The sequence below is a fragment of the Streptomyces sp. DI166 genome (assembly GCF_900091315.1).
Classification (GTDB): Bacteria; Actinomycetota; Actinomycetes; order Streptomycetales; family Streptomycetaceae; genus Streptomyces; species Streptomyces fuscus.
The window spans coordinates 74,024-88,153 of the sequence record NZ_FLSP01000016.1; the positions used below are offsets into that span (position 1 = coordinate 74,024).

Annotated in this window: 14 protein-coding genes; 7 read left to right on the top strand and 7 right to left on the bottom strand. The window is 72.0% G+C overall.

From position 1 onward, the window contains the following. The first annotated feature begins 19 nt into the window (after positions 1-19). A complete protein-coding gene (locus GA0115233_RS10870) occupies positions 20-904 on the top strand; it encodes a LysR family transcriptional regulator (protein WP_093719950.1) in 885 nt (294 codons plus the stop codon). Positions 905-1,272: 368 nt separating this feature from the next. Here GA0115233_RS10870 and GA0115233_RS10875 read toward each other — a convergent pair whose 3' ends face one another. From GA0115233_RS10875 to GA0115233_RS10885, 3 genes are all read right to left on the bottom strand, one after another. After that, positions 1,273-3,408 (bottom strand): putative bifunctional diguanylate cyclase/phosphodiesterase, encoded by a 2,136-nt coding sequence (locus GA0115233_RS10875; protein WP_093719951.1) that lies wholly within the window; start codon positions 3,406-3,408, stop codon positions 1,273-1,275. After that, entirely contained in the window at positions 3,405-4,217 is an 813-nt protein-coding gene (locus GA0115233_RS10880) for an SAM-dependent methyltransferase (RefSeq protein WP_093719952.1), read from the bottom strand. The genes GA0115233_RS10875 and GA0115233_RS10880 overlap by 4 nt, the downstream gene beginning before the upstream one ends. 295 nt (positions 4,218-4,512) lie before the next feature. Continuing rightward, a complete protein-coding gene (locus GA0115233_RS10885; RefSeq protein WP_093719953.1) occupies positions 4,513-5,502 on the bottom strand; it encodes an SCO0930 family lipoprotein in 990 nt (329 codons plus the stop codon). Positions 5,503-5,770: 268 nt separating this feature from the next. Between GA0115233_RS10885 and GA0115233_RS10890 the strand changes: the two genes are divergently transcribed. The 3 genes from GA0115233_RS10890 to GA0115233_RS10900 all read left to right on the top strand — a co-directional run bounded on the left by GA0115233_RS10890 (position 5,771) and on the right by GA0115233_RS10900 (position 8,441). Then, positions 5,771-6,382, top strand: a complete 612-nt coding sequence (locus tag GA0115233_RS10890; protein ID WP_093719954.1) for a hypothetical protein — start codon at positions 5,771-5,773, stop codon at positions 6,380-6,382. A 16-nt stretch (positions 6,383-6,398) separates the two neighbouring features. Next, entirely contained in the window at positions 6,399-7,163 is a 765-nt protein-coding gene (locus tag GA0115233_RS10895) for a bestrophin-like domain (protein WP_093719955.1), read from the top strand. A 741-nt stretch (positions 7,164-7,904) separates the two neighbouring features. Then, a complete protein-coding gene (locus GA0115233_RS10900) occupies positions 7,905-8,441 on the top strand; it encodes a hypothetical protein (RefSeq protein WP_093719956.1) in 537 nt (178 codons plus the stop codon). Between the two features lie 121 nt (positions 8,442-8,562). Here GA0115233_RS10900 and GA0115233_RS10905 read toward each other — a convergent pair whose 3' ends face one another. Further along, positions 8,563-9,048: a hypothetical protein gene (locus GA0115233_RS10905; RefSeq protein WP_176711723.1), complete on the bottom strand. Its 486-nt coding sequence runs from the start codon at positions 9,046-9,048 to the stop codon at positions 8,563-8,565. Positions 9,049-9,391: 343 nt separating this feature from the next. Between GA0115233_RS10905 and GA0115233_RS10910 the strand changes: the two genes are divergently transcribed. Then, entirely contained in the window at positions 9,392-10,054 is a 663-nt protein-coding gene (locus GA0115233_RS10910; protein ID WP_093719958.1) for a class F sortase, read from the top strand. 36 nt (positions 10,055-10,090) lie between these two features. Here the strand turns inward: GA0115233_RS10910 and GA0115233_RS10915 are convergent, their stop codons facing one another. Next, the gene (locus tag GA0115233_RS10915; RefSeq protein WP_093719959.1) at positions 10,091-10,939 is read right to left on the bottom strand and encodes a polysaccharide deacetylase family protein; all 849 of its coding nucleotides are present in this window, start codon (positions 10,937-10,939) and stop codon (positions 10,091-10,093) included. Positions 10,940-11,101: 162 nt separating this feature from the next. On the opposite strand from GA0115233_RS10915, the gene GA0115233_RS10920 reads away from it, so the two are divergent. After that, complete coding sequence (locus GA0115233_RS10920) at positions 11,102-11,563, top strand: universal stress protein (RefSeq protein ID WP_093719960.1); 462 nt, start codon at positions 11,102-11,104, stop codon at positions 11,561-11,563. Positions 11,564-11,575: 12 nt separating this feature from the next. Here the strand turns inward: GA0115233_RS10920 and GA0115233_RS10925 are convergent, their stop codons facing one another. Continuing rightward, the gene (locus tag GA0115233_RS10925; protein ID WP_093719961.1) at positions 11,576-12,391 is read right to left on the bottom strand and encodes an alpha/beta fold hydrolase; all 816 of its coding nucleotides are present in this window, start codon (positions 12,389-12,391) and stop codon (positions 11,576-11,578) included. Between the two features lie 72 nt (positions 12,392-12,463). Between GA0115233_RS10925 and GA0115233_RS10930 the strand changes: the two genes are divergently transcribed. Next, positions 12,464-12,937: a MarR family winged helix-turn-helix transcriptional regulator gene (locus tag GA0115233_RS10930; RefSeq protein ID WP_093719962.1), complete on the top strand. Its 474-nt coding sequence runs from the start codon at positions 12,464-12,466 to the stop codon at positions 12,935-12,937. A 28-nt stretch (positions 12,938-12,965) separates the two neighbouring features. On the opposite strand, the gene GA0115233_RS10935 is transcribed toward GA0115233_RS10930, so the two are convergent. Further along, positions 12,966-14,114: a CapA family protein gene (locus GA0115233_RS10935; RefSeq protein WP_093719963.1), complete on the bottom strand. Its 1,149-nt coding sequence runs from the start codon at positions 14,112-14,114 to the stop codon at positions 12,966-12,968. Positions 14,115-14,130: the final 16 nt, after the last annotated feature.

Here is a 14,130-nt window from a genome sequence, read left to right on the forward strand (position 1 = left end):
CAACGTCTATCGTGAGGTCATGCAGTTCCAGCAGCTCCAGTACTTCGTGGCGGTCGCCGAGACCCGGCACTTCACCCGGGCCGCCGACCTGGTCCACGTCTCGCAGCCGTCCCTGTCCCAGCAGATCAAGGCCCTGGAGCGGGAGCTGGGCGCCGACCTCTTCCTGCGGGCCCGCGGCAACATCACGCTCACCGACGCGGGAGAGGCGCTGCTGCCGCTGGCGCGCCGCATCCTGGCCGACGCGGATACAGCGCGGCTCGAAGTCCAGGAGCTCGTGCAGTTGCGTTCCGGTCGGGTCCGGCTCGGGGCGACGCCGAGCCTGTGCACGGGTCTGCTGCCGGATGTGCTGCGCGCCTTCCACGACCGCTATCCCGGCATCCGGCTCCTGATCGAGGAGGGCGGCTCGCACGACCTGGTGCGCGAGCTGGCGCGCGGGGCGCTGGACCTGGCGCTGGTGGTGCTGCCACTGCCGACGCCGTCGCCGGCGCTGGCGACGGTGGAGCTGCTGCGGGAGGACCTGGTCGTGGTGTCCTCGCCGGACGCGCCTAAGCCGGGAGGTGGCAAGCGGGCGATCAGCATCGCCGACCTGGAGGGGGAGCGGCTGGTGATGTTCCGGCACGGGTACGACCTGCGGGAGCTGACTGTCGCCGCCTGCCGCGCCGAGGGGTTCGAGCCGGAGTTCGCGGTGGAGGGCGGGGAGATGGACGCCGTGCTGGGGTTCGCGCGGGCGGGGCTGGGGGTGGCGGTGGTGCCCCGGATGGTCGCGGCGCGGGCGGGGCGGGGGCTGCGGGTCACTCCGTTGGGGCGGCCGGGGTTGCATCGGACCATCGCGTTGGCGCACCGGAGTGATGTGGCTCCGCCTCGGGCGGCTCGGGAGCTTCAGCGGATGCTGTTGGAGCGGTGACCGGTCCCGGCGCCGTTTGAAGGGTGCGGGTGCGTCGTGGCTGGTCGCGCAGTTCCCCGCGCCCCTTTTCGGGCTGCGCCGTAGGGGCATGTGCTATCCGCGGGCTGCGGGTGCGTCGTGGTTGCTCGCGCAGTTCCCCGCGCCCCTTTCCGGCGGCGCCATGGAGGCCTGTGCCGTCCGCGGGCTGTGGGTGCGTCGTGGTTGCTCGCGCAGTTCCCCGCGCCCCTTTCCGGGCTGCGCCGTAGGGGCCTGTGCCGTCCGCGGGGTGCGGGTGCGTCGTGGTTGCTCGCGCAGTTCCCCGCGTCCCTGGGGGACGACTCGGCGGGCTGTGTTGAGTCGTGGCCGTCCCCCCGGGCGCAGGTGCGGGCTCAGCCCGTGGCGTCCACCAGGGCCAGTTCGTGGAGGCGTTCCGGTGGGCCGGGGCGGGCGTAGTACCAGCCCTGGGCCGTGTCGCAGCCGAGTATGCGCAGTTGCTCGGCCTGGGCGCCGGTTTCCACGCCCTCCACCGTGACCGCGAGGTTCAGGCTGTGGGCGAGGGAAACGATCCCCTCGACGATCTTGAGGTCGACGGGGTCCGCCGGGAACTGCTGCATGCTCTGCGTGAAGGAGCGGTCCAGCTTCAGGACGCTCACCGGCAGGCGGCGCAGGTTGGCGAGGTTGGAGTAGCCGGTGCCGAAGTCGTCCAGGGCGATGTCGACGCCCATCTCCGCGAGCCGGCGCAACGGCTTGAGCAGGTCGTCGTCGGCGCCGATCAACGCCGACTCGGTGACCTCCAGGCACAGCGCGTCGGGGTCGACACCGGTGCGCTCCAGGATGTCGACGGTGTCCTGCACCAGACCGGGGTGGGTGAGCTGGCACGGCGAGAGGTTGACGTTGATGCGCAGCGGGCCCGCGTCCGCGTGCCGTTCGCGCCAGTCCTTGGCCTGCCGTACCGACTGCTCCAGCACCCAGCGGCCGAGCGGCACGATCAGGCCCGTGTGCTCGGCGAGCGGGATGAACCGGTCCGGGCCGAGCACCCCGTGCTGCGGGTGCAGCCAGCGCACCAGCGCCTCGGCGCCGCGCACGCTGCCGTCGCCGAGGTGGACCAGCGGCTGGTACTCGATGAAGAACTCGCCCCGGTCCAGGGCCGTCGGCAGCGCCGTGGTCAGCCCGTGCCGGGTGATGGCACGGGCGTCGGCCTCCGGGTCGGCCAGCTCGAAGCGGTTGCCGCCCGCCGACTTGGCCCGGTACATCGTGATGTCGGCGCTGCGCAGCACCTCGGCGGGGCTGCGCTCACCGGCCGGGCCCTCGACGATGCCGATGCTGCCGCGCACGGTCAGCTCCCGGCCGTCGATGCTGATCGGGGCGACGAGGGCGTTCATGATGCGGGACGCCAGTTCGTCGACCTCCCGCTGGGTGTCGGGGCCGGTGGTCAGCGCGACGAACTCGTCGCCGCCGAGCCGGGCGACCATCTCGCCGGGCGCGGTCGCGCAGGCCTGGAGGCGGTCGGCGACCTCCACCAGCAGCCGGTCGCCGGCCGCGTGGCCGAGGCTGTCGTTGATGGTCTTGAAGCCGTCCAGGTCGAGGTAGCACAGCCCGAACCGCTGGCCCGCCCCGGCGCCGAGGGCCTTCTCCAGGCGCTCGAAGAACAGGGTGCGGTTGGGCAGTCCGGTGAGCGCGTCGTGGGTGGCCTCGTAGCGCAGCCGGAGGTTGAGCAGCCGCCGCTCGGTGGTGTCCTCCATGAGGGCGAGCTGGTACTCGGGGTTGCCGTCGGCGTCACGCAGCAGGGAGACGGTGAGGTTGGTCCACAGGACCGTTCCGTCGGGGCGGTAGAACGCCTTCTCCACGTGGTAGTGCTCGCGTTCGCCGCGTACCAGTTCCTCGTAGAGCTTCCAGACCTGCGGGGCGTCCTCGGGGTGCGTCCACTCCAGGACGTTGCGCCCGCGCACCAGTTGCTCGGCGCCGCCGAACATCCGCACGAGGGCGCCATTGACCTGCAGTATGTTGCCCTCCAGGTCCGCGATGCCGATCCCTATGGCGGCGCCCTCGAACACCGCGCGGAAACGGGCCTCGCTGGCGTGCAGCGCCTGGGCCACGACGCCCTGCGCGGCCAGGGCGGCGGCGGAGATCGCCTCCTGCTCGGCCAGCGTCCGCTCGCGCAGCGCCTGGGCGTACCCGGCGGCCATGGCGTGCTGCAGGCGGCTGCTGCGGGCTCTGAGATCCTCCTGCGGGCCGTCGTCGCCGCAGTACAGCACCAGGTAGGCGTCGACGCAGTCCAGGGTGCGGCTGAGCGCCTCCGGTTCGGTGCAGTGCGCGTCCACCAGGGCCGCGCCGATCGCCCGGGCCTCGTCCGCGTCGAACGCCCTGGCCCTGAGCGCCTCGCTCAACCGCCGGGCCAGCGGCAGCAGTCGCTCCTCCAGCTCCGGCCGGGTCAGCGACGTGGAGGTGGCCGGGAAGACCGCCCGGCTCCAGATCGTCGCGAACCGCCGCAGTCTGTCCTCCGGCCCGTCCGGTTCCGCGCTCACGCCGTGCGCCCCACGCCCGCGTAACCGGAGAAGGCCCAGGGATCCTCCTCCTCCGGTGCGGTGTCCGGCCGCCACCGCGGCATCGACACCAGTCCGGGTTCCACCATGTCGTACCCCTCGAAGAACCGCGCGATCTCCTCGCGCGAGCGCATGATCAGCGGGTTGCGAATGTCCTTGTATACGCCCACCGCGCCACCGGTCCGTTCGGCGGGCAGGGGCATTCCCTCGTACGAGGCATGGGTGAGGACGAGGAGGCTGCCGGGCGCGAGCGCGTCGCGCAGTTCGGCCACCGCCCCGTACGGGTCATCCGCTTCTTCCACGAAGTGAAGTATGGCAACCATCAGCAGTGCGACCGGACGGTTCAGGTCGATGAGCCGCTCGACCTGAGGACTTGCCAGGATCTCGTGCGGCTTGCGCAGATCGGCCGCCACGACGTCGGCCCGCTCGTTGCCCTCCAGTACGGCCTGGCTGTGCGCGACGGCGACCGGGTCGTGGTCGACGTAGACCACCCGCGCCTCGGGGTCGGCGGCCTGGGCCACCTCGTGGACATTGCCGAAGGTCGGGATGCCCGAGCCGATGTCGAGGAACTGGGTGATGCCCTCGGCCGCGGCGAAGCGCACGGCGCGGCGCATGAAAGCCCTGTTCGCCTGCATGATCTTGGGCAGGCCCGGCATGAACTCCATGGCCCGGCGGGCTGCTTCCCGGTCGACCTCGAAGTTGTGCGAACCGCCCAAGTAGTAGTCGTAGATTCGCGAGACGCTCGGCACCGAGATGTCGATGCTCCGTGGGGCCCACGCGGGACGCTCCATCTACCTCTCCAAGGCTCAGGCGATCCAGTGTTCGAGCTGAGGCTACTGATCGCCCGCCAAAGGGGCGAGCCGAAACGGAAATTGACCGTCCGTTCCCGGTCACTGCCTGCGGCACGTGCCGAATTGAGAGGACGGAATTCCGCTACGAAATGCGACCGAAGCATTCCACAGAGTTCCGAACCACGCACAAGGGGACGAAGAGTTGGGAGGTACGGACCGGACAGGCGCGCACATGGATCCACCCCCTTCGATGCGGTACGAAGGGGGTGGATCCGTTCCGGGACCGCGGGGGCCGCTACTGCTTCAGCCCGACCGGCTTGCCGTCGGGGCGGATGGCGTACCAGGTACCGCCCACGCCCTGGCCGTTGGTGTCACCGGGCTTCTTGTCACCGGCGAAGGTGTAGATCGGGACACAGTCGATGGTCTGCTGCTTGATGCCGTCGGGCCGGTCGAAGACCACGTAGCCCTGACCCCGGGGACCGGAGCCCTTCAGGTCGATGCCCTTGGTGTCCTTGGCGTCCACCGGCTCGACGACCGGCCACTTCTCCAGGCACGCGCCGGTGCAGGCCGTCTTCATCGGCCAGGGCGAGTCCTTCATGAAGCGGTAGACCGTCATGCCGTTCTTGTCGACGACGATCTCACCGAGCTTGGCGTCCTTGCGGGTGGACAGACCGGGCTGCTCGCTGCCGCCACCGCCGCCGCCACCGGTGCCGCCCTTGGCCTTCTTGCCGTCGGGGGCCAGCGCGTACCAGGTGCCGCCCACGCCCTGACCCTTGGTGTCACCGGCGTTGACGTCCTTGGCGTAGCGGTAGGCGGGCCAGCCGCCGATGGTGAGCTGCTTGGTGCCGTCGGGGCGGGTGACCTCGCCCAGCAGGCTCTCGTCGACCCCTTCGCCGGCGGTGGTGTCGTCGGCGGGGACCGGAGGCCAGGCCGTGGCGCAGTCGCCCTCACAGTTGGTCTTGGGGGGTTCCGCCGTGTCCTTGTCGAAGCGGTACAGAGTCAGTCCGGCGCTGTCGGTCAGCACCTCGCCCAGCTCGGCGTTGGTGGAGACGGACAGTTCACCGGCCGGGGCCGCCTGGGCCCCCTCCTGCGCTCCCGCGCCCGCACCGGCCTCCGCACCGGTGCCGACGCCGGTACCCGCGGATCCGTAACCGCCCGGCGAGGCCGCCGCACCGACGTTCTGGCTGCTCGCCGGCGGGGTGGTCTCCTGACCGCACGCCGTGGTCAGCGCCAGCACCGCCACGGCGCTCACCACGAGCGAGGCGCTCCGCCACGAGGTCTTCATCGTCAACTCCCCATTATCACAAGGGTGTTGCAGCGCCCTGCTGCGCCGCCGCACGGCAAGAGGTACGCAGCCGGACCTGGCCGTGTTCAGCCGTGGCACAAATTTCTTTGCCGAACCTGTGACAGCCGCGCCCGCCGCACGGCCGATCGAGGGGACGGGGGCACGAGCGGACGGCGATCGAACCGGTGCCGCGGCCGTCCCTCCTTCGGGGCAATCAGCCACTGCAGAAAGGTTTCTGGACCGGGGTGAGCCTTCAAGATCCTGTTTCGTGCATGGACCCGAATCGACCCATTCCGCCCTCGCCGCCCGGGCGTTGGCGCTACTGGCACTGAGCTGGCTGCTGGTGGGGGCTCCGGCCGCCCCGGCGGCCGCCGACGCCTGCGCGTACGCCTCGACCGGGCCGGGCGGCACCGAGGCGGTGGCGGTCGCCGGGAGCGCCACCTGGCCCACTCCCCCCTCGTGCTCGCCACCGCCGCCCCCGCCGCCTCCCCCTACGCCCTGTCCGACCCCCACCCCGACGCCGACCCCCACCCCGGAGCCGCCGCCGAAGCCGACCCCCAAGCCGCCCAAACCCAAGCCCACGCCGACGCCGACACCCACCCCGACCCCCACACCGCCGCCTCCGGCCCCCGCGCCGGCGGCACCGAAGCCGCGGCCCACCCCTCCGCCGCCGCCTCCGCCCGCGCCGAGCCCCGAGCCGACTCCGACGCCGTCGGCCGAGCCCGCCCCGCCGCGCCCTTCCGTGGCCCCGGTCCACTACCCGCGTTACCAGGCCACGCCCAAACGGCCGCCCAAAGGCGGCGCCACCGCACCCCTGACCTTCGTCCTGCTCATCGCCGCGCCCGCGATCGTCGCCGTCGCCGCGCTGCGCCCGCGCTGATCCCTGGAGGCATCCCTTGCCGGAATGGCTTGTTCTCACCCTCGCGATGGCGGCCGCCTGCGTCGTGGTGATCATCATCACGTTCGTCCGCCATCGCACCGCGGCGGACGACGAGGACCCCTCCGAGACGCCGGACGTCATCGAGTACATGACGATGTGGATCGGCGTCGTGTACGCCATCGTCCTGGGTCTGGCCATCGCGGGCGTATGGGAGGGACGCAGCGCCGCGGAGGACCATGTGCAGGCGGAGGCGATCGCCCTGCACGAGGTGTCGGAGCGGGTCCGGGTCTATCCGCCGGAGGTCCGTGACCGTATTCGGGAGGATGTCAACGCCTATGTCGGACACGTCGTCACCACCGAGTGGCAGGCGATGGCCGACCGGGGCGAGCTGACCGAGCGCGGCACCGAACTGCTCCAGCGGGTGCGGGAGGACGTCACCGACTACGAGCCGCGCAACGACTTCGAGGCCCAGGCGTACCAGCCGATCGTGGACCAGGTCGCCGCCGCGGACCAGGCGCGTAACGCCCGCGCCAGCTCCACCGGGGAGACCATGCCGGGGGTGGTGTGGTTCGGGCTGATCGCCGGGGCCGTGATCACCATCGGGATGATCTTCGCCCTCCAGATCCGGCGGACCGCCCGCGAACTGGTTCTCGCCGGGCTCTTCTCGGCCCTGATCGCCTTCCTGCTCTTCCTCATCTGGGACTTCGACGCGCCCTACAGCCGAGGCGTCACCGCGTCCGCGGAACCGTTCCTGGAACTCTTCCCGGACGCCAAGGACTGACGGTCTCCCCGGTTCCCGGCCCCTGGGCCGGGGCCTGTCGCGCGTCTCACCCCCGCGCCGCGGGCCCCGGCTTTCGCGCCCCCGCCGCCTATTGGCGCGGGGGCGCCGCCACGACGGCGTGTCGGCCACGGCGGCTCCGCCCGCAGTGGATTGCGCGCCACCCCGGCCGACCGGCGCGAACGCCGGGCCCGGAAGCAGAGCCGGTCCATCCGGCGTCGCGCCCCCGGCAGAGGTTCACCGCGGCCCGAACGGCGCGCGGGGCGCCCCGGACCAGGACGCTCCGTCAGCCACAGCCCGTCCAGCCCGGACTCCGGGGCATCGACCGGTTTCGCCCCGCGCCGGCACCGGTCCCCAGGCTCGGGTCCGGAACGGAGGCCGGTCGCCGGGACCGTGTCAGTGCCACGAGCGCCGGGACCATTTCGGCCACTCCCCGACACCCCGCCCGCTCACCTCGTCCCCGACGCCCCGCTCGCCCACCTCACCCCCGCCGCCGACCCGCTCGCCCACCTCACCCCCGACACCCCGTCAGCCACACCACACCTCCCCACCCCCGGCGCCACGCCGTCGCGTCCCCCGGGTGCGGGAACGTGTGTCCCCTGGGCGGCCTACAGCGTTGCCCCATTCGCACGACAGCGTTCGCGCAGGTGTGCGCACCTTCCTAGCGTTTCGATCATCGAGGTGCATTTCTGGCGCAAGCGGAAAAGGTCCGCGGCTGCTCCTCGGGGACCCGGAGGAACCACCATGCGTGCGATACGCGTCGCTTCGGCCGCGCTGCTGGGGCTGACCGCTCTCACCCTCACCGCGCCCGCCGCCCAGGCGAAGGGCGAGGACAACATCACGCCGTTCGGCTTCAGCGTCCTGCCGTCCACCATCGCGGCGGGCGGGCAGGTCTCCCTGCGGATCGACCGGGACGGCGGCTGCAAGGGCCCGGCTGTGGTCACCTCGGCGGTCTTCGACACGGTCACCATCCCGCCGAAGCAGCAGCACGCCACGGCGGTGGTGGACTGGGACGCCAAGCCGGGGGCCACCTACAAGGTGACGTTCACCTGCGACCACGTCAGCGGCCACACGGACCTGACCATCGCCGGCGGGCGCACCCCCACCCACCACCCGGTCCCGGACCCGCTGTACCCGACGCGCGGCGCGCACGCGGGTGCGGGCGGCAGCCTCGGCGACTTCGACCTCAAGGAGATCGGTCTGGGCGCCGCGCTCATCGCGGGCTCGATCGGGGCCGCCTACCGGCTCTCCCGCAAGCGCACCGCGGACGACGGCGGCTGACGCCCGCCCGCCCCCCACACAGGACTTCGCCCCGTGCCCCCCGAGAAGGGGGCCGGGGCGAAGTCCTTGTGCGGCGTGCGACGAACCGAAGGGCAGCGGTGCGATCCGGACGGGCGCCGGGTCAGATCCGCTTCTCGGCCCGGCGGCGCATCCAGAACAGGCCGCCGCCGACGAGCGCGGCGGTCACCAGCCCACCGCCGATGGCGATGTCGGTCGGGGTCGCCCCGGAGGTGGAGCTGCCGCCGAGACCGCCCTGGACACCGCCGATGACGGTGAAGGCGGCGGGGCGGGTCAGCGTCTTGCCGGAGCAGTTGACGGTGATGTCGTGCGTGCCGGGGCGCGCGTTGGAGTTGATCGTCGCCGTGCCCTTCGAGGTCTCGTTGGCGCCGTGGACGGGCGACAGCGTGGTCGTCGGGAAGGCGTTGGAGGTCGCGGTCCCGCCGTGGCGGCAGCCGTCGACCGTGATGGTCAGCTGGCCGCCGCGGGCGATCACGCTGGGCAGGGCCACGATGTTGCTCGGCTGGTCCCAGGCGACGGCCGCCGGGGCGGCGAGCCCGAGGGCGGCGACCGCCGCCGCTGACACCGCAAGGGCACGAGAATTACGCATCTGATCCTCCGCGGAAGGCGCCCCGGGACCCGTCCCCGGTCGATCGGCGAGAAAGCGCCTCCAAGAAAGACCCTCAGTTGCCCGGCACAGAGCCGCATTTCGAGAATGGTCCGTCCTGGTGAGAGGACACGCCGAGAGAAAACCGCACAATCGGATATTGCCGCAGGTCACGGACCGTCAGAAATTTCCTGGTCACGGCAACTCGGATGGCGCACCACGGATTGCCGAACGGACGCGCCGCCACCCGTTCGCAGGTTCTTCCGTCGCCGGTTTCCCGCGCGGGACTTAGCGTTCTCGTATGCGCGAATGACGTGGCGACGGCCGCGTCGAGAGGGGAAATCGAATGATTGGGTCCGAGCTGGCCGAAGAGGAGGAGCAGCGGAGGAAGCGTGCTCCTTGGGGCGTGATAGCGCTTGTTCTGCTGACCGGTCTCGCGCTCATTCGGAATGGTTCGGGGGAGTTCGACGTGGGCCCGCCGCAGCCCGCGTCGGCCGCCGCCGCGGACAGCCGGGTCTCGGGCACCGTCTTCGCCGACGCCCCGGCCCCGTTGCCGTACGCCGAACCGGACCGGGTGCGGATTCCGGCGATCCGGGTGGACGCGCCGATGATGCCGGTGGGCCTGGACAACGAGGGGTGGGTCGGCGCGCCGCCGCCGGAGGACCCCAATCTGGCGGGCTGGTTCACCGGGGCCGTGTCGCCCGGTGAGAAGGGCACCGCCGTCGTGGTGGGGCACGTCGACAACCAGCAGGGCCCGGCGGTGTTCTACGGGCTCGGCGCCCTGAAGAAGGGCAATCGGGTCGAGGTGGCGCGCAAGGACGGCAAGACGGCCGTGTTCGAGATCTACGGCGTCGAGGTCTTCGAGAAGAACGACTTCCCCGGTGACCGGGTCTACCGCTCGAAGGGCACCGCGGAGTTGCGGGTGATCACCTGCGGCGGTGGTTTCTCCAAGCAGAACGGCTACGACGGCAACGTGGTGGCCTTCGCCCGCATGGTCGAGGTCCGCTGAACCTGCGGCGGACCCCGACCGGTTTGCGTGGACGGATCAGGCGTACTGCCGGCGGGGGACGGTGATGTGGTACCCGGCGTCCAGCAGGTCGGGCAGGTAGTCCCGGAGCGCGCGGACGCTCTGGGAGCGGTCGCCCCCGGCGTCGTGCGAGAGCACTACGACGCCGGGGGCGGCGCCTTTCTCGACCCGGTCGGCGATGGTGCGGGCGCCGGGGGTCTGCCAGTCGAGGGTGTCCACGGTCCAGGCCATCGGCTCCATGCCGAGTTCGGCGCCGATCTGGAAGGCGGCCCGGTTCCAGGCCCCGTAGGGCGCGCGGAACCATTCGGGGCGTACGCCGCAGGCCTCCTCGACGACGTCGGAGGTCCGTTCCATCTGGGAGCGGATCTGGCGGCGGCCGAGCTGGGTGAGCAGCGGGTGGGACCAGGTGTGGTTGCCCACGACGTGGCCCTCGTCCACCATCCGCTCCAGCAGGTCCGGACGGAGCTCCGCCATCTCCCCGCACACGAAGAACATCGCGTGCACGTCGTACTCGGCGAGGGTGTCCAGGACGGCGGGTGTGTAGCGGGAGTCGGGGCCGTCGTCGAAGGTGAGCACCATGGTCCGGCCGCGGCCGTTGACGCGCAGCAGCGGGGCGCTGCGGACGAGGGTGCGGCGGGGCGCCGCCCGGGGCGGGCCGTAGCCGGTGAGGGGCTGTAGTCGGTAGGCGGAGGGCTTGAGCGCGCGGTGCGCCTGGGGACCGGCGGCGGGGGCCGCGGTCCGTACCGTTTCGGCTTCCGAGCCCAGGACCACCAGTCCGGCGGTGCCCGCGGCACCGACAGCGGCGGCACCGGCGAAGAGGGCCCGGCGCCGGGTGAGCAGCCGGGAGAGCAACTGATCCTTCTGCATGACTCATCAGTCGCCCGCCCGGCCATCGACGCACCACGACGGCACCGGGTCGGCGGAGGGTTTCCACCCGGGCGGCTCATGACGGAGTGTCAGCGATTCGCCCGAACGGATCCGGGCGGTGCCGTCGGCCGGCGGACCGGCGGGTTCCGATAGCCTCGGCCCGTGACGGAACAGCACGGGCACCGGTTCGAGCGGGGTACGGACGGGCCGAAGGTCATCGTGGTCGGGGTCGACGGGTCGGAGTCCTCGCTGCGGGCCGCGGCGTACGCGGGCGGTCTGGCGCGCCGTCAGAACGCCCTGCTGGCCGTGGTGTACGTGCAGCCGGTGATGCCGGCGGGCGCGGCGCTCGGGGCTCCGGTCGCGGAGGTGACCGACGAGATCGCCGAGGACCTGGTGGCGCAGATCCAGGAGGCCACCGAGCGCACGAAGGGGATATTCGACGTGCGCTGGGAGTTCCACACCTTCCGCGGTGACCCGTACGGCGGTCTGGTCAAGGCGGCCGACGACCTGAAGGCGGACGCGGTGGTCGTCGGCGCCTCGGAGCAGGCGGGGCACCGGATCGTGGGGTCGGTGGCGGTACGGCTGGTGAAGGCCGGGCGCTGGCCGGTCACGGTGGTGCCGTAGCGGCCCTCCAGGTCACGCGGAGCGCAGGAAGTCCCGTACCAGGGCGGTGAACTCCCGCGGCTTCTCCAGGTTGAGGTAGTGGCCGACGCCGTCGATGGTCGCGGTGCGGCCGTGGGGGACGGTACGGGCCATGCGGTCGGCCGCGTCCAGCAGTCCGGACGGTTCGAGGCCGCCGTTGAGGGCGAGCAGCGGTGCGGCGAGCTCCGGCAGGCGGGGCCAGGAGCCGGTGACCGGCACGTGCCAGTCCTTCTCGCCCGGCGTGTGCTTGCTGATGGTGTGCAGGGCCATGTCCCCGAGCCGGTCCAGCATCAGCGGGTCCATGTCGTCCAGGGAGCGGTGCTCACCGGCGGCCACCTTCAGGAAGGCGTGCAGCCAGCCCTGGATGTCGCCCTGGCCGAGGGTGCGCGCGTACTCGGCCTGGATGCCCCGCGTCCAGGCGTCCTCGTACTGGTAGTCGCCGGTCGCCGAGCCGCAGGCGACGACGGCGCGGACGAGGTCCGGGTGCTCCAGCGCGGTCTCGGTGGCGATCACCCCGCCCATGGACACCCCGACGAGGGCGGCCGGGCCGGTGTCGAGGTGGCGCAGCAGCTCGGCGAGGTCGTCGGACCAGCGGAACGGCCGGGAGGCGTTGGCCGAGAAGCCGTGGCCCCGTACGTCGGGCGCGATCACCCGGTACTCCTCGGCGAGTGCCGGGATCTGGTCGGTCCAGTAGCGGTGGTCGACGAATCCGCAGTGCAGCAGGACGACCGGGTCGCCGGAGCCGGTGTCGAGGTAGGCGAGGTCACCGTCGATGGAAGGGAAGAAGCGAAGATCCGCAGCAACTGTCATGACAACCAAGGTGTCATCTTCCTCGCGCTTTGACAACCCGGTTGTCATGATGGATCGGTGCATGATGTCCCGGTGAACGCCAACGACGCCCCGCTGTCCCCCGACGACCTCGGCCACCATGTCTCCGAGGTGTTCGATCTGGTCGGCGCGCTCTACCGGCGCGGCCTGCGCAAGGTCGAGCAGAGCGAACAGGTCGAGGGGGTCTCCGTCGGGGTTCGGTCCGTCCTGGTGCTGCTGCGCAGGCACGGGCCCATGACGGTGCCCCGGATGGGCCGGATCATGGCGCTGTCCCGGCAGTTCGTGCAGCGCATGGTCAACGACGCGACGGCGGAGGGCTGGGCCCAGGCCGTCCCCAACCCCGCCCACCAGCGCTCCTCGCTGATCCGGATCACGCCCGCGGGCGAGACGACGATCGACGCGATCCTCGCCCGCGAGCACGCCCTGAACCGTCAGGTCGGCGGCGATCTGACCGCCGCCGAGCTGTGGGCGTGCAAGCGGGTGCTGAAGGAGATGCTGAAGACCTTCGACGAGGGCGAGACGGTCTGAGACGCGGGCGCCCCGAACGCCCCGTGGGCTACTCCCCCATCACCAGACCGTCCTTGGCCGCGCCCCGGCTGAGCACCACGTCCCGGATGCGGTCGCGCACTCCGGCGACATCGGCGCCCTCCTTGAGGGCCTGGTTGAGGTTGACCACCCGTCCGGCGTCGACATCGAACAGCTGGGGTACGAATTCGGCCTTGGTCACCTTCCAGCGGGCGCCCTTCCTCTCGGGCGGCGCGAAGGTGAAGCGGCCGATCGTGGACTGGTTGCCGCGCGGGTCGGGGCTGCCGCCGTGGTTGAACATCTCGCCCGCGACCTGGTCGCCCATGCCGTAGATCACCCAGGTGCCGTTGACCTTCTGGTACGCCTGCGGGACATGGGCGTGGGTGCCGAGGATCAGGTCGATGTCGGGGCGGTCGCCGGTGCGGGCGGCGGTCAGGGAGCGGGCGAGGTCCAACTGCTGCCGGTCCGGCTCGTCCTGCCACTCGGTGCCCCAGTGCAGGGACACCACGACCACGTCGGCCCCGGCCCGGCGGGCGGCGCGGGCGTCGGCGACGATCCTCGCCTCGTCGATCAGATTGACGGCCCAGGGCTGTCCGGGCGGCAGCGGGTAGCCGTTGGTGTCGTAGGTATAGGAGAGGTGCGCGAGGCGGGCGGCGCCCACGGGCAGCACGGTGACCGCGCGGGCCTCGGCCTCGGTGCGTGCGGTCCCGGCGTGCCGTACGCCCGCCCGGTCCAGGGCGTCCAGGGTGCGGGCGATGCCCGCGGCGCCGTCGTCGAGGCTGTGGTTGGAGGCGGTGGAGCAGCCGTCGTAGCCGGTGGCGGCGAGCCCGGTGGCGACCTCGGGCGGGGACTTGAAGGCGGGGTAGCCGGTGTAGTCGCCGTCGGCGCCGTAGACGGTCTCCATGTGACACAGGGCCACATCGGCGCGGGAGACCAGGGGCTTGACGTCGGAGAGCATGGGGCGGAAGTCGTATCCCCGGCCGCCCGCGTCGAAGCGGGCGCGGTCGATGATCGAGCTGTGCGGGAGCACGTCGCCGGTGGCGACGAGGGTGAAGCCGCCGGCGGCCGTGGCGGAGGGGGCCGGACGGCCGGGCGGCTCGTGCCGTTCGGCCTGGCAGGCGGCGCCCGCGGCGAGGAGGGCCGTCAGGGCCAGGGCCACCTGTCGACTGCGTGCGATCATCACTCACCCCGATGTG